We start from the raw sequence: 21,664 nt of genomic DNA, 5'->3' as shown, positions 1-21,664 counted from the left end.
AAATTCATTTAACTTTCTCCTTTTAGTATATTTTATAATCATTTTTGACCTATATTGCTATTATTATTTTTAAAATATTAACTTTGCCTGCAAAAAATATGTATTATGCAGGCGGCCATCACAAGAATAAAGTACAACAATTCGCTGGAAGACCTGGGCTATGACTGGGTAACGATATACATCTTCTTTAAAGTTGATGATAGCGAAGAATTTCACATGCCGGCTATGATTAACCTGGATGAATTATTCGGGTTTGTTGAAAATGAAGAGCCGGAAACAGGAAAATACTTGCTTAACATCCGCAGAAATATGCGCGGTTATGGTCCAAAACATAGCAAAGTACTGGAAACATTGCAGGAAGAAGGTTTTGATCTGGATAAATATGTGGCGAAATATTTTTCGACACTGGAGGACAGCTATTTTCAGAAGCAAATCGAAATCAATAAAAATATCCGGAAACCGGAGGTTTATAAAGATATGACCAAAAAGTATGAAGACCTGAAGGCCACAGTAGAAGAAAATAGTTTGAGAAACAGCCAGATAAGGTATACCGCATTTCTCGATGCCATTGAGATTGCCTTGCATGAAACCACTTTTGAAATTTATCCCGGATTGTTTGAAATGGGTGATAAACATGTAGCCGCGTACGAAGAGGTATTGTCGAGGGCAGTATTGAATTTTGCAGAAGAAATAGATAAAATAAGGGCCGGAAAATTTTCGAAATATTTTGAAGAAGGTTATGAAAGCCGGAAAAAGGAATCTGAATAGCAAGACTGTTTTAATCTTTTCCCCACTCCCGGCACATTATCCCGGCATACCGGAAAGCTTCCCCGATGTTCCGGTCTGTCGTCCAGCGTACTGGAAACCTTGCCTTACCCTTCCGGCAACCCATCCAGTATACTGGAAAGCTTCCCTGATGCTCCGGTCTGTCGTTCAGGACACTGGAAACCTTGCCTTACCCTTCCGGCGGCCCGTCCAGTGTACTGGAAAGCTTCCCCGATGCTCCGATCTGCCGTCCAGCATACTGGAAACTTTCCCCCAACCTTCCGGCAGCCCGTCCGGTACGCCGGATGCGGTTCCTGATTTTCTCTCCACATATTTCTGTGAAAAAAGAAATGTCCCTGGAAGGAAAAAATCAGAAAACAAGTAGGCTAATCTTCACTTCGGTTGCCTGAGTCAGAATTTTTTTTACAATAATTGCAAGATTTCAGGCTAAGAAAGAAAGTTTGGCACGGTTTTTGCAGATATCATAATGTTATCGAATTTAAAACATAATATTATGAAATTACATGCAATTGCAAGCCAAGATTTGCAATACTTTGAAACCAGCCAGTTTATTACCCGCCTCTTTAGCGATATAGCGTCTTTAAATCTGGATCTTACGAAGGATAATGAAATGAACGAACGCTTTCAGCTCCTGAAGGCACAAGCCAATGAATTTTACAATGCGTTGGGACAGATACAGGCTATGGCCGATACGAAGCGCCTGGAAGAGCTTGACCTGCTGCGCGACAGAAAATTAAGTACTATCCGTCTCTGTATTGCTACCTTCCGTTATCGTGAAGAGCCTGAAATCAAAGAAGCTTTAACTGTTGCTAACATTATTCTGTCGAGATACGAAGGCCTGGAATTCCTCAATTATGAAGCCGAGAGTAAGGGCATCCGTAAATTTCTGGATGAATGGAATAAAGAAGAAAATGACTATCATGTACAAGTGCTTGGACTGCAATTGCATCTTTCCAACCTGAGTGAAGTTGCAGATGCATTTGATAACGTATTCGCCACCCGTTCATTAACTGTCTTGTCTAAAGAAACATATGACGGTAAAATGCTGAAGAGCCAAATGCTCGGAACCTACAGCAGCCTGGCAAAATATATACTTGCCATGTGTGATTTCAAAAAGGATGAAGGCTTTTATCCGCCATTGCTTGACGCCTTTAATAATGGCCGTAAGTATTATGCTGATTTACTGGCAAAAAGGAAAGGGGTAGAGGGTAAAAAGTAAGATGCAGTTAATGGTCTTCAGGCTTAAAGTTTTGTCCCACACTTCAAAGGGTGGGACATCTGCATCTAAAAAGTGTGAACAGCTACATTAAAACAACATCTGTACGCCGCCTTGTAAGCCTTTGTCTTTGCCAAGATGCTTATAGGCTTTTTCGGTAGCTTCCCTGCCGCGGGGCGTACGTACAATATAACCTTCCTGAATAAGGAAGGGTTCATACACTTCTTCGATGGTACCTGATTCTTCGCCAACCGCTGTGGCAATATTGCTGATGCCTACAGGACCACCTTTGAATTTTTCAATTAAAGTAGAAAGGATACGGTTATCCATATCATCCAGTCCGCTGGCATCTACATTCAGCGCTTTCAGGCTATGCTCTGTAATGCCTAAATCAATCACACCGTTGCCAAGTACCTGTGCAAAGTCCCGCATACGGCGTAGCAAGCCATTGGCAATACGCGGTGTGCCACGGCTGCGCCTTGATATTTCACCTGCCGCATCCGAAGTAATCTTTACTTTCAGCAAATTGGCGGAGCGCAGGATAATTCTTTGCAGTACTTCCTGCGGATAATAATCGAGGCGGGATTTAATACCGAAACGGGATAACAAAGGCGCTGTAAGTAGCCCGGAACGTGTTGTTGCACCAATTAAAGTAAAAGGGCTTAAAGCAATCTGGATGCTGCGGGCGTTAGGGCCGCTTTCAATCATCAGGTCAATTTTATAATCTTCCATAGCAGCATAGAGATACTCTTCCACTACCACGCTCAAACGGTGTATCTCATCTATAAAAAGTACGTCGCGGTTTTCTAAATTGGTAAGCAATCCGGCTAAATCGCCGGGTTTGTCCAATACCGGGCCACTTGTTTCTTTAATATTTGCATTCAGTTCATTGGCTACAATCCTTGACAGGGTAGTCTTTCCCAATCCCGGAGGCCCATGAAACAATACATGGTCCAAAGCTTCGCCACGCATATTTGCCGCTTTGATAAATATGCGCAAGTTCTCAATCAGCTGCGGCTGCCCCGAAAAATCTTCAATGCTCTGCGGCCTGATGCTGTTCTCATATTCTTTCTCTGCCGGATTCAGATTATCATTGGGGCGTAAATGCGATGGTTCCATGCGGTAAAATTAAGCTTTTGAAGTCGTAGAAACAGGATGTCAGACCTTTTGAAAGCATGACCTGCAACGGGGTTCATATTTGTCCTGTTCTCCCAAAACGAATTTCTCCGATTCGGAAGACGTCCGGAAAGAATAGTTGGCAATGCTGCCGCATTTTACACAAATAGCATGTAGCTTGGTTATATAATCTGCCTTGGCCAGCAGGGCAGGAATCGGCCCAAAAGGTTGTCCCTGAAAATCCATGTCCAGGCCCGCAACAATGACCCTTACACCTTTGGATGCAAGTGTTTCGGCAACGTTTGGCAGTTCCGCATCAAAAAACTGGGCTTCATCTATGCCGATAACTTCGGCATCTTCCGCCAGCAGCAATATATTCTGCGAAGCTGTAACAGGGGTTGAACGTATACGGCTTTCATCGTGCGAAACGACCTCTGTTTCATGGTAGCGCTTTTCAACCGAAGGTTTGAAGATTTCTATTCTTTGTTTGGCTATCTGCGCACGTTTCAGTCTGCGGATAAGCTCTTCGGTCTTACCCGAAAACATAGAGCCGCAAATGACTTCAATCCAACCGGTATTATTTCCCGACTTAAAAGGTTCTATAAACATCTTGCTGCAAAAATAGGATTATTAACTTACTACAATATTGGTAAAACAGGATTGGGCACAAAAATACAAACCCCGGTTAATTTGTGTTAACCGGGGTTGAAAATAGCCTCGTTTAAGAACTTAGTTCTTTATGAACTTGTTGATGCTTTTTGTATTTTCAGTAATCAAACTGATGTAGTACATGCCTTTATGTAAATCCTGGATATCAATGCGGAACGTTTTTGTACCTGCATTTTGTTTTCCTAAATCCATTGTTTTTACAACACGTCCTGCGATATCAGTAACGATAACTTCTGCTTTTGTTGCAGCTGCAAAATCATTTGTAAATGACAATTCGCCTGAAGCAGGGTTAGGGAATACGTTTAAAGTTGATTTGCTGAACTGAGCATCTTTAATACCTGTAGTACAGTGTAGTGAAATGCCGATAAAAGCAATAGAGCTGTCTGCGTAAGCAGATGTAGAATCTTGATTGTTGCTGATAATGTCAGATCTGAAGTCAAGGCCATTAGCAGTTTGAGTCATAACACCAAGCCATTGTGCTACACCGGCATAGTTACCGCTCGCGAATGGAGGCACAACAACTGCTCCGCTACCATCAACCAACCAGTTAATAGGAAGAGCAGTTCCGATTCCTGTATAGAATGTGTTGAAATCTTCTAAAGCGAAAGTATCGCCAGGAGCAACATTAGCAGCTGGAGAATATGTCCATACGCCATCAGAAGGATCAGAACTTTGATTTGTGAAATCAAGGAACGCTACAGTATCAGTTGTTTTAATCGTATAAGGTCCGTGATTGATGAAACCGTATCTTACTAAAACTGAATCAGAAGGAGTACAACCATTGATTGTTACGCTTTCAGTAATAAAAACAGGAGTAACCCAGGCGGTATCAGGAGCAGCATTTGCATTAGCACCCATGAACACAGAGGCAACAAGCCCCGCTAAAGCTAGAATTTTTTTCATAAATTGTTTTTTGGTTAAATTTTTGGATTATTTTTCGGCGGCAAGTTAGGTCATTTCTCTGGAAATAACCCAAAAATTCGTGTACTTTTAACAGTCTACTTACACGAATATGTGCGGAAGGGGCTGCAGGGGACTAAAATTATTATTTGGAATATTTCCTTTTGATAATGTTTTGGCCTGATAGGTAATTAGTTCTTTATATATACTGCATTGCTTTTCTCGCTTTCATTCCACACCCTGTCCAACGCAGTTATGATATATTGATATTGTTTGCTATTATCCCTGTCCAGAAAGCTGGTTGCCTGCGTAAGTGCCACAATGTTATCGGCATTTTCCAAATCCATCTTCTCTCCCGGTGCGAAGCGGTAAACCAGGTACTTTGTAGCTTCTTTACCCGCAATTACAGGGTCCCACTGAATGAGATTACCGTTGTTTACCACAGCAATCCTCGCAACAGGTGCAGGCGGCGCAGTGCGGTCTAACCAGGGCATGGCCGGCGGAACAGCAATAGTGCCAAAATAATTTTGCTGTAAACTGTCGCTCAATGCGCTACTGATTTTATAGAAGCTCGACATGCTGTAGAACACAAAGCCGTTTGCATGTTCCTGCCTCGCATCTCTTATTTGTTCAAGAATCTCATTGGGGCTATTCCAGGGCGTTGCACGCGCATTGACCATATTGTAAACACCAAGGCCTATATATAACTGACGAGCAGGCGTATGTTGTTTCCACCAGGGCAGCAGCACATCATAATTAGCCACACGATGACCCTGTTGCCAATATAATTGAGGTGCAACATAGTCAACCCATTTGTTTTCTACCCATAATTTTACATCGCTGTACAAGTCATCATAACAACTGGAGCCTCTTGTGGCGGAGCCTTCCGCATCTTTGTTATCATTACGCCAGATGCCAAAAGGGCTTACACCAAATTTGACCCATGATTTTTCTTTTTTGATGTTGACATTTAGTTGCGATACAAAAAGATTGACATTGTCTCTGCGCCAGTCTTCGCGGCTTTGGCCATTGCTGTATTTTGTATAAGAATTCTGGTCGCCAAAGGCTTTGCCGGCAACAGGGTAGGGGTAAAAATAGTCATCAATGTGAACCGCATCTATATCATAACGATGCACTACGTCTAAAATAACTTTCAGAATATATTCTCTTGCTTCAGGATTACCGGGATCGAAATAGGATTTACCACCATAACTGATAATCCAATCGGGATGTGTTCTTGTAGCATGATTTGCAGGATTCGGATTGCTGTTGCTTGCCACTAATGCACGGTAAGGATTGAACCACGCATGAAATTCCATATTGCGCTTATGGCATTCCGCAATCATGAATTCCAAAGGATCGTACTTCGGAAAAGGCGGCTGGCCTTGTTTTCCTGAAAGGTATTTGCTCCACGGTTCATATTCCGAAGGATAGAATGCATCTGCCGCAGGACGTATCTGTACAATCACCGCATTAAAACCATGACTTTGTAAAAAGTTAAGATGATTGATGAATTCCTGCTGTTGCTGCTGTGCTGAAAGACCTTGCTTGGAAGGCCAGTCAATGTTGCCGACTGTAGCAATCCATACGGCTCTTAATTCGCGCTTTGGGGCTGCAGAGGCTTGAAATAAAAACAGGAATGAACATAAAAGACAACAAAGAAAAGGATAGCGCACGTGTGTATCGGTTGAGATGTATAGTGCAAAGGTAATATTTGAAGACTTTTTTCTTTCTTAATATGCTGAATTAAAATGTAATTTATTTTTTACTGAACAGATACATTGCAATGAGAATGCAGATGGTAATCAATACAATCAGCCATGGATAAGCCTTTTGCCATTTTTGTTCTTTCTTTATACCTGTTATTTTTGAAGCAACCATTTGTGCAGCTTCATCATTGATTGCAGCCACGCTAATTAATTTTTCCAAAACCGGTAATGCAAAATAAGCAGGCAGATACTTTATTGCAAGTGTCATTTCTGTTACAATGGCAATAATGGTTTTACTGTCGCTATGCTGAATAATAATAGCTGCTTTATCAGCTGAAAGCAGGAACAACAAATATTCCTGGAGCAATTGCTTATTCATTCTGTAAACATCTACTTCTGATAAATGGCGATTTAATTTTTGGGTTTCTGCAAGAAAGTACTGAGGTGTTAAAACTGCTGCATTCTTTTTGAAACGTCCTGAAAGCCAGCGTTCATTATCATAAGCAGCTCGTTTGCTTTCGTTGGTTAAAGTACTATATGCTTCATGTATTTCTCTGAAACGGGCTTCTGTAAATGCATTTGTAGTGTTTTTATCAGGATGATAGAGGTGCGCCAGCCTCCTGAATGACTTTTTAATTTCATCCGGAGTTGCTGCCGGGCTTACTTCTAACGTTTGATAATAGTCTTTGATGGCTATTTGGGGTTTAAAATCGTGGAAATATTTGCTTCCCGCCGGGAATAGCGTGTAATAATTTTCCCAAAGCTAAACAATACTTTAAAATTGTGTTTAAGGAACTATAATCTATTGATTATGAATGTTTTTTGTCGGAAAAGCGTTTTACTTTTACATCACAAACAAAAACCAAAAGACATGACCGCAACAGAATTTAATGAGATGCTTATCAATAACAGCGATTTCCTTCAACCGGTAGCTGTATCATTAACACATGATTCTGAAGAAGCAAAAGACCTTATTCAGGAAACGATGTATCGTGCTTTGGCAAACAGAGAAAAATACCAGACCGGTACTAATATAAAAGCATGGCTTTATACTATCATGCGCAATATCTTTATTAATAATTATCGCAGGAACAAGAAATTTTCCAAAGTGTCATCTGACGTGCCGCAGGATTATTACATGTTCCAGACAAGCAAAGTGGCTCATAATGATGGTATGATAAATGCCGGTATCAGAGAAATTAAAGGTGTTATTAATAAATTGCCTGATATATTCAGATTGTCGTTTGAATTGCACTACCTGGGTTATAAATATCAGGAAATTGCCGACACTTTACAAGAACCTTTAGGAACTATTAAAAGTCGTATTCACTTCGCACGTAAGATTTTATCCGGCCAATTGAGCCGTTAAGTTTTAATTCAGATTTTAGCACAATGCCACCTTTAATACTAAGGTGGCATTGTTGCTTTATGTACTTTTGCTGAAATCTTTATCTGAATAAAAATGCCTGCAAAACTTTCTGTAAATATCAATAAAATAGCCACACTTCGTAATAGCCGTGGCGGTAATAATCCTGATCTCGTTAAAGCCGCGCTTGATATAGAACGCTTCGGCGCCGATGGCATTACGGTTCACCCGCGTCCTGATGAAAGGCATATCCGATATTCGGATGTGTATGAATTGAAGAAAGTAATTCATACGGAATTAAATATTGAAGGAAATCCTGTAGAAGACAGTTTTGTTAAATTAGTTCTGGAGAATAAACCGGCACAAGTAACATTGGTGCCTGACAGCCGCGACCAGCTTACTTCTAATCATGGCTGGGATACTATTAAGGAAGCGACTTACCTGAAAAGCATTATTCCTGTTTTTAAAAATGCAGGCATCCGCGTCTCTATATTTGTTGATCCTGTTGTTGAATTAGTTACCGCTGCAAAAGAATGCGGAACAGACAGGATTGAGCTATATACTGAAAGTTATGCCAAACATTTTATCAATGACAGAGAAGCCGCGATTAAAAATTATGTTGCTGCTGCTAAAGAAGCAGAACGTGTTGGTCTTAGGTTAAATGCCGGTCATGATTTAGACATGAATAACCTGCAATATTTTGCACAACAAATTCCAAATCTTGATGAAGTTTCTATCGGGCACGCTTTAATAAGCGATGCTTTATATTTTGGATTGCAGAATACAGTGCAGTTGTATAAAAGGCAGTTGGGATAAAAGATTTGCCAACTTTTTAAAAGTTAGCAAATCTTTTATCCTTCATTCCAATCCTTTATTCCAGATTTCAGGATTTCGACTTGTGTGAAATACTGAAATTATAAATAGTGTTTGGATACTTTCCTCAATTTTGAAATGGATCAGAAAGGGAAACCTCTCTATAGTTGAAACTCTTATATTTTTATAGCGTATACTGTACCCAAACGGATTATTTTTCAGAAAGTATGTTTTCAATCTTATTTCTTTTGTAAATTCTCTTCCCAAGCCATTTCGTATTTTATTGTACCAGGTGGCAGCTTCTTTAATATCCTGTTTTGCGGATGGTAACATAACAACTTTATACATCAAAGATCTTTTTCAATATCTTTCATAGCCTCATCAAAATCTAACATTATGCCATCCTTTTCATATTGTGCTATTCTTTTGAGAACGATTTCCTTTTGCCATTCCGGCACACCATCAGATGATTCATCCTCAATGTCTTTATACTTGTCCTTTAATTCATTCCATTCATTGATTGGAATAAAAACCCCGGTAGTTACACCATGACTATCTGAAATATATTGCACACTCATACTTTGCTGTTTTAAGATGTATAAAGTTACAGCCTTTTTTACAAAACCACCACCAGGCTCTTCACTACAGCGCCTAAACGAATAGCGTCATATACTCTTGCTTCGCTTGCACCGTGTTGTTTTACAGATGCTTCGTGTGATGTAACACATAGCTCACAGCCGTTTAATGAAGACACAACAAGACTTACCAATTCAAAAAACTCTTTGCCCAGAACAGGATTCATCATAGTGCTCATGCGCAAGCCTGCAGGTGTATTATTGTAGTACTGATTATCGTGCATGTAATGACGGAAGCGATAGAAAATATTGTTGGCTTTCATGATAGAGGTACAAGCATGAATTTCCGCAATATCTGCATCTGTAGCACCTTCCAGACGTGCCAAGGCTTCGAAGGAATTTATCAGAACATCTGACTTTTCATTTACAGCAACTGAAAGGGCAAGGAGGTAGGACTCTTTCTTATTAATGTGGGCACTTTTTAATACCGCTGCAACATTCAGTTTTAAATCTTTTAAAAAACGGCTGTCAACAGCAGCCAGTCTTTCAAGGCTTATACTTTTATGATCAGCCGGAATTTGTAAATCTGTAAACAGATTCTGAATCGTATCGTTCATTATATTTAGAGATGGTATTTGAAAAATTAAATTCCTATTTTAAAATAAAAAGGAAGAGATGCGAATATTGAAATCTTTTTTAAATCTCAATACGCACATCTCAAATCTCATGTCTTAATTAAAATTATGCTTCCTGCAGTTGTGCTGTCAAAGTGGTTTCACCTTTTTTCCAGTTGCAAGGGCAAAGCTCATCTGTCTGAAGTGCATCCAATACACGTAAAACCTCATCCACATTACGACCAACACTCAAATCATTTACATTTACCCAACGAATAATTCCTTGAGGGTCAACGATAAAAGTAGCACGGTAAGCGATTTTTTCTTCTGCTTGCAAAATACCTAATTCTTCAGCCAATGATTTTGAAGTATCAGCCAACATAGGGAATTTCAAACCACGTAAATCATCATGGTCTTTTCTCCATGCAAGGTGTACAAATTCAGAATCTGTTGAGGCTCCAATCAATACTGTATCACGATCATCAAATTCTCCAAATGCATTGTTGAATGCAGCAATTTCTGTAGGGCATACAAAAGTGAAATCTTTTGGCCACCAAAACATAACCATCCATTGGCCTGCTTTTGTGTGGATTTCATTTGTAATTTCTGCGAATTCTTGTCCGGGCGCTGTTGCATTTAATGCATTGGCTACTACTGCTTTTTTCTTAAACTCAGGGAATTTGCTACCTACTGAAGCTGTTTTGTTACTCATTTTAAATTTTGAATTTTTGAATTACTATTTTGTTTTTGCGTCGCAAAGATAAACGCCCTTTTCGGAATAGTAATAAAGTTTTGCCTATTAAAAAATAGGGAAACTCAATGCGGTTGAATAAAGTCAAGTGTTATTTTAAAGCATATCATGTCCTTTGAGCACATTATATACTTATTTTTGTGGCCATGGCAACAAAAATTGTTTTTTTAGGTTCCAAACCAATAGGCTATCAATGTTTGCAGTATTTGCTGAATCATAAAGATGTGCTGAATATTGAAGTTATCGGAATCAGGACTCGTTTACGTACAGAGTTCGGTGACGGAAATGACCTGGCAGCATTAGCAAACGAACATAAAATTCCATTGATTGGAAGCCTGGATGAAATACCTGAATGCGATATTATTTATTCTGTTCAGCATCATGAATTGCTAAAGACTTCTCATATTCAAAAAGCTGCAAAAATAGCCGTGAACCTGCATTTGGCTCCGTTGCCGGAATATCGTGGCTGCAATCAGTTTTCTTTTGCCATAATGGACGAAGTAAAAGAATTTGGCGTCTCTATCCATGAAATGGATACCAGAATAGATCATGGGGCCTTGTTATTTGAAGAAAGATTTTCCGTACCGGAAAATTGCTGGGTGAATGATTTGTATGAACTTACATTCAGCGCTGCAATTCGATTATTCGAAACCTCTGTCGCAGATTTAATTCAAGGCAAATACGAAAAAACGCCACAATCCGAATTATTTAAAACCCGTAAAGAACATCTTCATTTCAGGAACGAAATTCAACAACTGAAACAAATTGATTTGAACCGGGATGCCGGTACGATTGAAAAAACAATAAGGGCAACCTATATGCCCGGATTTGAACCTCCATTTGCTTTAATGGGCGATAAAAAGGTCTATTTTAAAATAGAAGATTAATACTTTAATCTGAACTTAAATGAGCATGCAATTGTTTTCAGTCCGATAAACCTGATTATTTCTGTTTATATTACGATTGCCCCAACGAATATCTTTCCTGAAGATATTGCGTACTTTTGCAACAGGCGAAAGCACAATTTTTGCCCCTTTAAAATTGAAATGAATTTATGTTTGTAGAACAATTATATACAAGTTGCCTCAGTGAGGCGGCTTATTTTATCGCAGATGATGGAGAAGCTGCTGTCATTGACCCGCTTCGTGATATTGATGCTTATTTAAAATTAGCAGAGGAGCATGATGTTACTATCAAATACATTTTTGAAACACATTTTCACGCCGACTTCGTAAGTGGTCATTTAGACCTGGCAAAGGCCACGGGTGCTACTATTGTTTATGGTCCTCAAACAAATGCCGCTTTCGATTTTCATTTGGCAAAAGACGGTGAAGTTTTCAACATCGGTAATCTGAAGATGAAAGTACTGCATACGCCCGGCCATACTTTGGAAAGTACTTGTTATTTGTTGTCAGATGAAGAAGGAAGGGATTATGCTGTATTTACGGGCGACACATTATTTGTGGGTGATGTAGGCCGTCCTGATTTGTTCAGCGGTAATCTAAGCAAGGAAGATTTAGCTACAATGATGTACAATTCATTGAACACCAAAATCAAAACCCTGCAGGATCATGTTATAGTTTATCCGGCCCATGGCCCCGGTTCTGCTTGTGGAAAGAATCTGGGTAAAGAAACATTCAGTACGATAGGTACTCAAAAAGCGACGAACTATGCTTTGCAGGATCAAACAGTTGAGGCATTTGTAAAAGAAGTAACAACAGGTTTAAATGCACCCCCTGCTTATTTTCCTATCAATGCGGAAATTAATTCCAGAGGTTATGAAAGTATGGATGCTATCAGAACAAATGCTTTGAAAGCTTTAACCATAGCTGAATTTGAAAAATGCGTAAAAGAAGGCGCTATTATTTTAGATACAAGGAATTCTACAGAATTTACCAATGGCTTTGTCCCTGAATCTATAAGCATCGGGCTTGACGGACGGTTTGCAGAATGGGCCGGAAGTATTTTGCCTTTTGATACCAATATTGTTTTGGTAACAGATGAAGGTAAAGAAGAAGAAACCGTGATTCGTCTGGCACGTGTAGGGTTTGATAAAGTAATCGGTTATCTGGACGGGGGCTTTGAAGCATGGTTGAATGCAGATAAGAAAATCGATATCATCATTGATATTGAACCGGAAGAATTAGCGATGGATATTCCTTTCGATAACAAACTGCAGGTAATTGATGTCAGAAAGCCTGCTGAGTTTGAAAGCGGACATGTTAAGGGAGCGGAGAATATGCCATTGAGTGAATTGGTGAATCCGTTGCACATGGCGCAAATAGACGATGAAGCTAATCTGTATGTTCATTGTGCAGGGGGCTACCGTAGTGTAATTGCCTGTTCTTTAATGAAGCGTCAGGGCTTTCATAATCTGAGAAATGTATTAGGCGGTTTTGGTAAAATTAAAGATATGAAAGGTATTCCGGTAGTAAAGCCTACCGAGGCAAGGGCTTAATCTCTTTCTGATAAATAAAAAGGTCAGGTTTTTAAAAAAACCTGACCTTTTTTGTATCTGTCTGTATTGTAAATTATCTTACCAAAGTTACATTGCCGGTGAATTCTTCAGTACGGCCATTTTTCATAACAACAGACATCTGATAGATATATACTCCCATCGGTTGAACCTTATTATTGAACTTACCATCCCATCCACGTCCATTAGGTGTATTGCTTTCAAATACTTTTTGTCCCCAACGGTCGAATACAGTCATGCTAAATCCGACTACACCCTTACTCAGCAATTGTTTAGGATAAAAATAATCGTTTACACCATCGCCATTTGGCGTAAATACATTTGGAATGTCGTTGTAACAATCCTTATTTATTGTAATGCTTTCAGTGGTGGAACAATCATTTTTAGTAGCGGTTACAGAATAAGTTCCTGGCGTATTGACTTCAATGAATGGAGTTGTTGCTCCTGTATTCCACGCCCATTGTATAGAAGGGTCTCCCGTATTGTGTAAATCAGCAACTCTGATAGCTGATGCATTTAAACACAACACGCTGTCAGGGCCAAGATCAACTATCGGGAAGGCATTTACCACAATGGAATCCATGGCATGGCTTATTCCACAAACACCAAAATCTGCATCTACATTAATCCAGTATATACCGGGATTTTCATAATGATGTGAAGTTGCACCTGATTGGTTCCATTGAGAACCATCTCCAAAGTTCCATGAAATGCTTCTGAGCGTTGTTGCATAAAAGTCAGAGGTGAAATCTAACTGCTCACCGGCACACATAACATGTTTATCCTGAGCAATAGAAAAGTAAGGTACAGAATCTACTTGTACTATATGGTAAACTGTATCATAACATGGAATATCATCGTGAATAACCAGCCTTACATTATGCGCCCCGTGTTGTGTAAAAGTATAAGATGCATTTTGCGTATTTACAGGAGAACCCTCACCAAAATTCCAATTCCAGGAAGTGGCGCCAACGGACTGATCTGTAAAGACTACAGGAGCTCCTTCACTTAGACAAATTGTATCTGCACTTGATGTAAATGCAGCATTTAAAGGGTGTAGCGTATTGACTTGTTTAAGTGTTGAATCAACACAACCGTTGGTATCTGTAGCTATTAATTTAATAAAGTAAACGTTCTGCGTCTGATAGATATGTGTCGGATTTAAGGTTGTATCAGGAGGAAAAGTTCCATCTCCAAAATTCCATTTATAGGTACTGTTTACGGTACTTAGGTTGGTAAGTCGTATAGTATCGTTTACACAGCCTTTAAACAAGTCAATATTAAAATCAACATGAATAGCGTCCGTCTCAAAATGAACGGTTTGCGAAACGGATGAACAGCCTTTGTCTGTAGTAACTGCTACTTTATAAGCTCCGGGAATTGATGAGCTGATAGATGATGCCGTTTGTCCCGTTAAAAGCGAATCATTCCGATACCATTGGTAACTATAATTACTTGCAGGATTTGAAAGAGCAATAGTTCCGTTTACATCTCTGCAGAGAATGACACGAGAGGTTGTATCCGTAAGCGAAACAATCGGATAAGGATTAACAGATAGATTTAAAGTAATAACGCTGTCACAACCTCCGACAGTTGAAAAAGTCGTATCGTATTGACCTGTTTGATGAAGTGCATGCCCATAAAAATTGTAAGTACTGCCAACGCATATGTCCACATTTAAAGTATCATATTTAGCACCATAAAGGATATGCACGGTGTCTATAAGGTGCGCACTATCTGCCTGACAGCCTGCAATGCCGTCATAGTGAACAGTATAATAATTTACACCGGGCAGGACCGTTGTGGTTGCACAGGCACCTGTCGCAAAAGGTGTTGTTGTATTGGGAGCATACCATTTTAAATTATCAGAGTAAACAGAGTCAATGATAGGAAATGGATTAAAAGGAATTGGTGTAATAGTATAGTTGGTATTACTGGTGGGCGTAAATCTCACAGCATCGTTAGCAAGACCTGTAACTGCCCAGTTGGTTGTGCTAACAACAGGATCTCTGTTGGTAGGGAAGAAAGATGCTGAACCGTCACTATTACGCACACCCTGAACTACCTGTTGATAATATCCAGGTGAAGCACTTGGGCAAGATGGACCTATTGCCGGAAGATTAGTTGTATGAATTTCAATCAGATTGGAACCTTCATATAAAACAATCTGAGTTGTAACAATAGCAGAAGCACATGCTCCTGAGTAAACGGGTACCTGGCACCATTCAATGATAAATTTTCTTTGGCCTACAGAACCCAGGCGTTGATATCTGATTTGTCCGCCTGAAGGAAGAAATAAATCGCAAAATGTGGCAAAAATGGCCTCATTTGCAACAGGATTTGTTCCGCCTGTTATTTGTCCCCAGGTCCATCCCCATCCGGTATTGGCTAACGTTGTATCAAAATTGATCATCCCGTTGCCGGATGCTACGCATTTGGTATAAGTATTGCCGAAAAAAACGAAAGGGAAACCTAAATTAATAATGCCGCTGGACTGATCGTCAGAATTCAAGGCATCTGCCAATCCGGTTAAAGAAGCACACATCGTAATAGTTTGCCCCGGGCAAAGCGTGGTATCATTGTATTGCAACGATATTTGGGCTTTTAAACCAGACGTTGCAAGAAACAATAATGCAAATAGAGTATAGATTTTTTTCACAAATATTGAAGATTTTATTTTGTGTGGTTTAATTCTGTATTTAAGATTAAAACTGGTTTTGGCACAAAAGACATCATATTTTCAGCCACGTTCAGAACAAACAATCTGCTAATCAAATTCAAGCCCTACAAATATAAATTAATCTAACAACAAAAAGAACTATTTAGAACAGGAATGTGCAATTATAAAAGGTAATTAAACGAAATAGTACATACAAGTTGCTCAAACTGTTATGTACTATTTCATTTAATAAAATAAGAAAAAATGGGGGTTATCTCATTAAAGTTACATTACCGGTATATTCTTCTGAACGGCCATTCTTCATTATAACAGACATCTGATAAATGTACACACCAACGGGCTGCATTTTATTATTAAAATTACCATCCCATCCACGACCATTTGCCGTAGTAGATTCAAATACTTTTTGTCCCCATCTGTTGAAAATGGTCATGCTGAATCCAACAACGCCTTTGCTTAGTAATTGTTTAGGATAGAAATAATCATTTACACCATCTCCGTTCGGTGTGAATACATTTGGAATGTCGGTATAACAATCTTTATTCACTTCTATTGTTTCAGTGGTTGCACAATCATTTTTTGTTGCAGTCAGAGAATAGATACCGGGGTGCACTATTTGTATGGAAGGTGTTGTTGCACCTGTGCTCCATTGCCATTGCATGCCAGGATCCGATGCATTATTTAAATCTGCAACAGTTAGCGCAGTGCCATCTAAGCAGAGTACACTGTCGGGCCCAAGATTGACAAGCGGAAGCGCAGTTACTATAACAGAATCTGTATCATGGCTAATGCCGCATGCTCCGAAATCTGCATCTGCTGTGATCCAGTAAATTCCGGAATTTTCATAGCGGTGAGTAGTAGCTCCTAACTGGTTCCATTGGGTACCGTCGCCAAAATTCCAGGCAATGTTTCGGATTGTAGCAGCGTAATAATCCGATTCGAAATTTAAAGCATCACCGGCACAAATCATATGTTTATCCTGAGAAATAGAGAAATAAGGAACTGCATCAACCTGCACTTGCTTATAAGCTGTATCGTAACAAGGTATAGCATCGCTTACAATCAACCTAATGGTATGATTTCCTGCTTGCGTAAAAATATAAGAAGGGTTTTGGGCTGTGGATGGAGTGCCTTCTCCGAAATTCCAGTTCCAATCAGTAATAGCGCCGGTAGAAGCATCGGTGAAAACCACAGGTGCGCCCTCGCCTAAGCAAATAGTATCTGCGCTTTGTGTAAACGCAGCATTTATCGGGTGAGTAATATCAATCACTTTAAGAGCAGAATCAATACATCCAAGCTCATTTTTCACAATTAATTTTACAGTATAGAAATTCTGATCCTGATATATGTGTGTTGGATTCATGGTAGTATCAGCAGGGAAGGTTCCGTCTCCGAATGTCCACCAGTATTTTCCGGTATCGCTTAGATTGTTAAAATGAACGGTATCTACTACGCAACCTAAACCAAGATCATAGCTGAAATCAATATTCACGCTGTTAACTACATGAAAAGTAACTATTGCCGTTGTGTCGCATTGCCATTTTGTAAGTTTATATTCTAATGGATAATATCCTACACCTACAGCAGCAGGATTAAAGTCTCCATTGGGGGTAACTCCTGTTCCGGTCCATGTGCCGCCGGGAGTCGGATTACCTGCTAAATAATCAAATGCATTTACAGTTTCCTGATCAAGGCAAAGATTGGCAGAAGAATCTTTACCCGGATTGCCCGGATCAATTACATACAGGCAGATAGTTGTATCATAGCTGCAGTTAAAGGCATCCATAACCTGATAGGTATAACAATGTATCCCCGGAGTTGTGGGTTTGATGGTGATATCGCTTCCTCCGTTTGAGGTAGCAACGATGTCAGCATTGGCAGCCCAATGCGTAACAGGGTAAGTAGGTAAAAAAGAATAGCTGCCAAGGCTTTGATTAAATTCTATGCCCCAGCTGAAAATGTGGCCGTTGTCGGAGCCGAGATGATCCGTAATCTGAATAGTCCAGTTACCATTTAAGGGGCAACCTATCAGGCTGTTATAGCTTTGCTCCGGCTGATAGTTTCCGGCTATCATTGAACTACCGGTAGTAGTATTACCAAAAGTGGAGGTACAGCTTACCGGTGTTGTATTGCTCAACATACTTATAAAAGGTCCCCATGTTGCATCCATCCTGAAACAGTAATTGGAGCCACTACAGTATTGATTATCCTCCGGCCCATTAGCGGGACCAAAATCAACGGGAACACCTAAATACTGCGAAGCTGCACCTGGTGCTCCATTTGTATGAAAAAGATTATTTTGTTGACCATTCGGGCATATTATTTTAGCGTCAAGATCTCCAATATAAGAATGCTCCATATCAATACAAATACTTTCAACATCGGCAGCTGTTCTTACGGTATCACAGGGTGTAAAGCAAGAAACAGTAATGCTTGTTGTGTAAGAAACACCTGAACCATCGGGAAGATACGTAGTGTCAGCAATTGGCGGGGCACAGTTATAAACCCCTTCCACCGGTGTGACTACACCGTGAATATAGGAAAGCTTATTGATGCAAACCGTATCGGGAAAAGTGGTAAGATTGAAGTGTGGGGTTGTTGAAACATGTATAATACGACGGCTGTCACAGTTTTTATTGACACAACCCTGATTGTCGGTTACTACAAAATCAACTACATACACGCCTTCGTTAGGAAATGCACGGCTTACCGATAGACCATTTAGAATAACGCCATCATTGAAATGCCAACTGTAAGTAGCACCTGTTCCGCCTGTTGAAAAAGTAGCATTACCGTTAAAGGTTACGCCATCTCCTTTGCAAATCTTAATTACAGAATCAACAGGATCTGCTGCAGGTGCAGTGCTGGTTACATGCGCCATTATCGTTTGGCATTGCGAAAAAGCCTTGCCCGGCAATAAAAATGTCAGACAGGAAATCAGCAGAATTTGCAATATAGAGGTGTATATTTTTTTTGCTTTCATATTTCAGGCTTAATAACGAGTAAAGAATATTGCAGCAAAAAATATTGCTGCATTGGTTAATAATCAGGGATAGTTTACTTCTTACCGGCAATAAAAAGCACATAATCTGTGCCGTCAATTCTGAAAGACTGGTCTTCTGTCTTGAAGAAATCTATATTATATTTTAATGGGTTAATGGATTGGGGATTGTTGAAGTTGTCCTTTTGAAGAGAAGGGATAAACTTGGACATAAGGCTGACGCTTGATAATAAAGGAATAGCTTCTCCTGTTATCAGTTTCTTTTTCTGAATTTTAGATCTTTCAAGCTGATTTATCAGCCAATCTATTTGTTCTTTTGAAAAAGATGTAGCTGCGTCTCCGTAGGCTTGCTTAACTGCAGCGGGAATGGTTGCAGTTGTTTGGGAGAAGCTTTTTTTGTTTCCTAGACCAGAGAAAAATACAATACATAATATTGTAAATCGTAATATATTTTTAGTCATAAATTCAGGAATGGTTTTTTGGTCATACTTTTAGACAATATGTTCTTTATAAAAGTTGGGCTACATGTAAATGTAGAAGTCCCTCCTGAGCCAGGAGGGACTTCTTGATGAAAACTTTATTTGTTGAATTATCTTACCAATGTCACATTTCCGGTAAAACTTTCGTTACGGCCATTTTTCAAAGTGGCATTTATCTGATAAATATAAACACCCACCGGCTGGTCTTTGCTGTTAAACTTACCGTCCCATCCACGGCCATTTGCTGTGTTGGATTCAAATACTTTTTGTCCCCATCTGTTGAAAATAGTCATACTGAATCCTACAACGCCTTTGCTTAGCAGTTGCCTTGGATAAAAGTAATCATTTACACCGTCACCGTTTGGAGTAAACACATTCGGAACATCGGTATAGCAATCTTTATTAACCTCAATAGTTTCCGTTGTAGCACATTCATCTTTTGTTGCTGTAAGTGAATATGTTCCCGGATGAACAATTTCGATGGAAGGCGTAATGGCTCCTGTATTCCAATGCCATGTTATGGAAGGATCCGAAGCATTATTTAAATCTGAAACAGTAAGAGCAGGGCCGTCAAGGCAAAGAACACTGTCCGGACCAAGATTCACTACCGGGTATGCGTTCACCACAATAGAGTCTGTGGCATGGCTTATACCACAGGCACCGAAATCGGCATCAGCCGTAATCCAGTAAACACCCGGATTTTCATAATGGTGTGTGGATGCGCCAAATTGATTCCACTGAGTCCCGTCTCCAAAATTCCATGCAATATTCCTGATGGTATTTGCGTAGTAATCTGCATCGAAATTCAGTGCTTCACCTGCACAGATAACATGTTTATCCTGTGTAATATTGAAAAAAGGCACTGCATCTACCTGAACCGTACTGTAAGCAGTATCGTAACAAGGCAGATTATCTTCTTTTACAACTAATCGTATGCTATGACTTCCTGCTTGTGTAAAGATATAAGTAGGGTTTTGTGCTGTTGAGGGCGCCCCTTCTCCAAAATTCCAGTTCCAGTTGCTTATGTCGCCAACTGATGCATCTGTAAATACAACAGGAGCGCCTTCACTCAAACAAATTGTATCTACACTTTGCGTAAAGGCAGCATTCAAAGGGTGCGTTACATCAACTGTTTTAAGTACGGAATCTATACAGCCACCTAAATCTTTAACTTTAAGCCTTACTGTATAAATATTTTGAACGTCATAAATGTGGGTTGGGTTTTTAACAGTATCATCCGGCGATGTCAGATCTCCGTAATTCCACCAATATTTTCCTTGCTCACTCAGATTTGTGAACCTGACTGTGTCTTCTGTACATCCTTTTGAAACCTGAAAGCTGAAATCCAAATCCACTTTATCCCATGTTATATGAACAGGTATAGTACTATCTACACAACCATTCGCGTTTTGGGCAATTAATTTAAATACACCTGTTGTATCAATAGTAATTGAGGATGTTGTTTCGCCTGCAATTGCCACACCGTTGTCAAACCATTGATACGTATCTCCGGCAGTCGGATTAGCTACCGATAAAGTAGCTGTTTGAGGGAAACATATTACCTTATCACTGTTATCCACAAGCGCAACATTTGGTTTTGCAAATATTGTAACGGATGTTGCTGCATGGCAAGTGTCTTGTTCAGATGAAATTGCTGTTACCTCAAAATTGTAAACACCGGCAGCGGTAGGAGTAAATGTAAAGTTCTTAGCATTGGATGTAAAACCGTTTGGTCCTGTCCAATGATAGCTCCATGAAATGGTTGTATCGGTATTGTGTGCTTCGACGGTGACATTGTTACCCATGCAGGCATTTCCCGAATTGTCAGCAGTAAGGCCGCAAACGATGCCGCAATCCGCAGCACCTGTTCCTGCAGTCTGGCTAAAAGAAATAGTGCCCGCAGAATTTGCATAGTTTGTTAATATTAAAATATAAACCTGACCCACTTGTGCGGCAGGCGGTGTTGTAGTACCGGAAGTTGCGGCTCCGCCATTACCTCCGCCAATGCCGCTTCCGCCAATCAGACCAAGACCTACAACTTCAGGAAATCCGCCTCCATCATAACTTGATTGTATAGAAGGAGTGCCCGCAAGGATGGCAGCGCAACCACTGGCTAAATCGGTAAAAGGCCCCCACATAGCATAATCTATATCTGTTAATCCACCTCCTACTGCTGTTTGTGTCATAGTCAATTGCATTGTGCCTGCCGTTCCAATTTGCATCCAATACCAAACCGGATTAGGTTGACTTAAGCAGATGCCATAGTCAACGGGAGGAGATGTTGGTGCGGAAAAAATATTCCCACTTGTATTAGGAAATACGTAACTACTATCACTGCAAAAAGGGTTGGCATCACAAGGTGATAATACCTGAGCCTGGACGTTTGTAAAAGATAATGTAAAAGTCAGAACAAATAAATAACAACAAAGTCGTTGTATCTTTTTGCCAAATTGTAATTTTTGATTGTTCATCTTTAATAGATTATAATATTAAATTCTGAATAATGTCAGTTG

19 protein-coding genes and 1 pseudogene are annotated in these 21,664 nt (G+C 39.9%); 6 read left to right on the top strand and 14 right to left on the bottom strand.

Annotated features, from left to right (window positions below):
* Positions 1-105 precede the first annotated feature (105 nt).
* Both F0919_RS12365 and F0919_RS12360 read left to right on the top strand, forming a co-directional pair.
* Entirely contained in the window at positions 106-768 is a 663-nt protein-coding gene (locus F0919_RS12365; protein ID WP_150033080.1) for a hypothetical protein, read from the top strand.
* Between the two features lie 511 nt (positions 769-1,279).
* Positions 1,280-2,005: a DUF6261 family protein gene (locus F0919_RS12360; RefSeq protein WP_150033079.1), complete on the top strand. Its 726-nt coding sequence runs from the start codon at positions 1,280-1,282 to the stop codon at positions 2,003-2,005.
* Positions 2,006-2,092: 87 nt separating this feature from the next.
* Here F0919_RS12360 and ruvB read toward each other — a convergent pair whose 3' ends face one another.
* The 6 genes and pseudogenes from ruvB to F0919_RS18845 all read right to left on the bottom strand — a co-directional run.
* Positions 2,093-3,121: a Holliday junction branch migration DNA helicase RuvB gene (gene ruvB, locus F0919_RS12355; RefSeq protein WP_150033078.1), complete on the bottom strand. Its 1,029-nt coding sequence runs from the start codon at positions 3,119-3,121 to the stop codon at positions 2,093-2,095.
* Between the two features lie 39 nt (positions 3,122-3,160).
* Entirely contained in the window at positions 3,161-3,727 is a 567-nt protein-coding gene (locus tag F0919_RS12350; RefSeq protein WP_150033077.1) for a thymidine kinase, read from the bottom strand.
* 120 nt (positions 3,728-3,847) lie between these two features.
* Positions 3,848-4,690 carry a T9SS type A sorting domain-containing protein gene (locus tag F0919_RS12345; RefSeq protein WP_150033076.1) on the bottom strand — a complete coding sequence of 281 codons (843 nt, stop codon included), beginning with the start codon at positions 4,688-4,690 and terminating at the stop codon, positions 3,848-3,850.
* A gap of 188 nt (positions 4,691-4,878) precedes the next feature.
* On the bottom strand, positions 4,879-6,363 hold the full coding sequence (locus F0919_RS12340; protein ID WP_216629420.1) for a glycoside hydrolase family 10 protein: 1,485 nt from the start codon (positions 6,361-6,363) through the stop codon (positions 4,879-4,881).
* Positions 6,364-6,445: 82 nt separating this feature from the next.
* Positions 6,446-6,775: a hypothetical protein gene (locus F0919_RS18655; protein WP_235903505.1), complete on the bottom strand. Its 330-nt coding sequence runs from the start codon at positions 6,773-6,775 to the stop codon at positions 6,446-6,448.
* Positions 6,776-6,904: 129 nt separating this feature from the next.
* Positions 6,905-7,087, bottom strand: a pseudogene (locus F0919_RS18845) (DnaJ domain-containing protein); the annotation flags it as partial.
* 180 nt (positions 7,088-7,267) lie between these two features.
* Between F0919_RS18845 and F0919_RS12330 the strand changes: the two are divergent.
* Together F0919_RS12330 and F0919_RS12325 are read left to right on the top strand one after the other, a co-directional pair.
* Positions 7,268-7,765: an RNA polymerase sigma factor gene (locus tag F0919_RS12330; protein WP_150033075.1), complete on the top strand. Its 498-nt coding sequence runs from the start codon at positions 7,268-7,270 to the stop codon at positions 7,763-7,765.
* A 93-nt stretch (positions 7,766-7,858) separates the two neighbouring features.
* Positions 7,859-8,578 carry a pyridoxine 5'-phosphate synthase gene (locus F0919_RS12325; RefSeq protein ID WP_150033074.1) on the top strand — a complete coding sequence of 240 codons (720 nt, stop codon included), beginning with the start codon at positions 7,859-7,861 and terminating at the stop codon, positions 8,576-8,578.
* A gap of 42 nt (positions 8,579-8,620) precedes the next feature.
* Here the strand turns inward: F0919_RS12325 and F0919_RS18840 are convergent, their stop codons facing one another.
* From F0919_RS18840 to F0919_RS12305, 4 genes are all read right to left on the bottom strand, one after another.
* Positions 8,621-8,908 (bottom strand): type II toxin-antitoxin system RelE/ParE family toxin, encoded by a 288-nt coding sequence (locus F0919_RS18840; RefSeq protein WP_190277375.1) that lies wholly within the window; start codon positions 8,906-8,908, stop codon positions 8,621-8,623.
* A gap of 14 nt (positions 8,909-8,922) precedes the next feature.
* Entirely contained in the window at positions 8,923-9,153 is a 231-nt protein-coding gene (locus tag F0919_RS12315) for an addiction module component CHP02574 family protein (protein ID WP_150033072.1), read from the bottom strand.
* Positions 9,154-9,191: 38 nt separating this feature from the next.
* Positions 9,192-9,767, bottom strand: a complete 576-nt coding sequence (locus F0919_RS12310) for a carboxymuconolactone decarboxylase family protein (protein ID WP_150033071.1) — start codon at positions 9,765-9,767, stop codon at positions 9,192-9,194.
* Positions 9,768-9,891: 124 nt separating this feature from the next.
* Positions 9,892-10,476 (bottom strand): peroxiredoxin, encoded by a 585-nt coding sequence (locus F0919_RS12305; protein ID WP_150033070.1) that lies wholly within the window; start codon positions 10,474-10,476, stop codon positions 9,892-9,894.
* Positions 10,477-10,661: 185 nt separating this feature from the next.
* On the opposite strand from F0919_RS12305, the gene F0919_RS12300 reads away from it, so the two are divergent.
* Entirely contained in the window at positions 10,662-11,402 is a 741-nt protein-coding gene (locus tag F0919_RS12300) for a formyltransferase family protein (protein ID WP_150033069.1), read from the top strand.
* Between the two features lie 167 nt (positions 11,403-11,569).
* Positions 11,570-12,973 (top strand): MBL fold metallo-hydrolase, encoded by a 1,404-nt coding sequence (locus F0919_RS12295; protein WP_150033068.1) that lies wholly within the window; start codon positions 11,570-11,572, stop codon positions 12,971-12,973.
* Between the two features lie 73 nt (positions 12,974-13,046).
* On the opposite strand, the gene F0919_RS12290 is transcribed toward F0919_RS12295, so the two are convergent.
* The 4 genes from F0919_RS12290 to F0919_RS12275 all read right to left on the bottom strand — a co-directional run bounded on the left by F0919_RS12290 (position 13,047) and on the right by F0919_RS12275 (position 21,622).
* Positions 13,047-15,650, bottom strand: coding sequence for a gliding motility-associated C-terminal domain-containing protein (locus F0919_RS12290; protein ID WP_150033067.1), 2,604 nt, complete (start codon positions 15,648-15,650; stop codon positions 13,047-13,049).
* Between the two features lie 271 nt (positions 15,651-15,921).
* A complete protein-coding gene (locus tag F0919_RS12285; RefSeq protein ID WP_150033066.1) occupies positions 15,922-18,654 on the bottom strand; it encodes a PKD domain-containing protein in 2,733 nt (910 codons plus the stop codon).
* 74 nt (positions 18,655-18,728) lie between these two features.
* The gene (locus F0919_RS12280; RefSeq protein ID WP_150033065.1) at positions 18,729-19,133 is read right to left on the bottom strand and encodes a hypothetical protein; all 405 of its coding nucleotides are present in this window, start codon (positions 19,131-19,133) and stop codon (positions 18,729-18,731) included.
* 128 nt (positions 19,134-19,261) lie between these two features.
* Positions 19,262-21,622, bottom strand: coding sequence for a PKD domain-containing protein (locus tag F0919_RS12275; RefSeq protein ID WP_150033064.1), 2,361 nt, complete (start codon positions 21,620-21,622; stop codon positions 19,262-19,264).
* Between the last annotated feature and the right edge of the window lie 42 nt (positions 21,623-21,664).

The organism is Taibaiella lutea (assembly GCF_008629695.1).
In the GTDB taxonomy this organism is placed as follows: Bacteria; Bacteroidota; Bacteroidia; order Chitinophagales; family Chitinophagaceae; genus Taibaiella; species Taibaiella lutea.
This window is presented reverse-complemented; position numbering and strand designations above follow the sequence as displayed.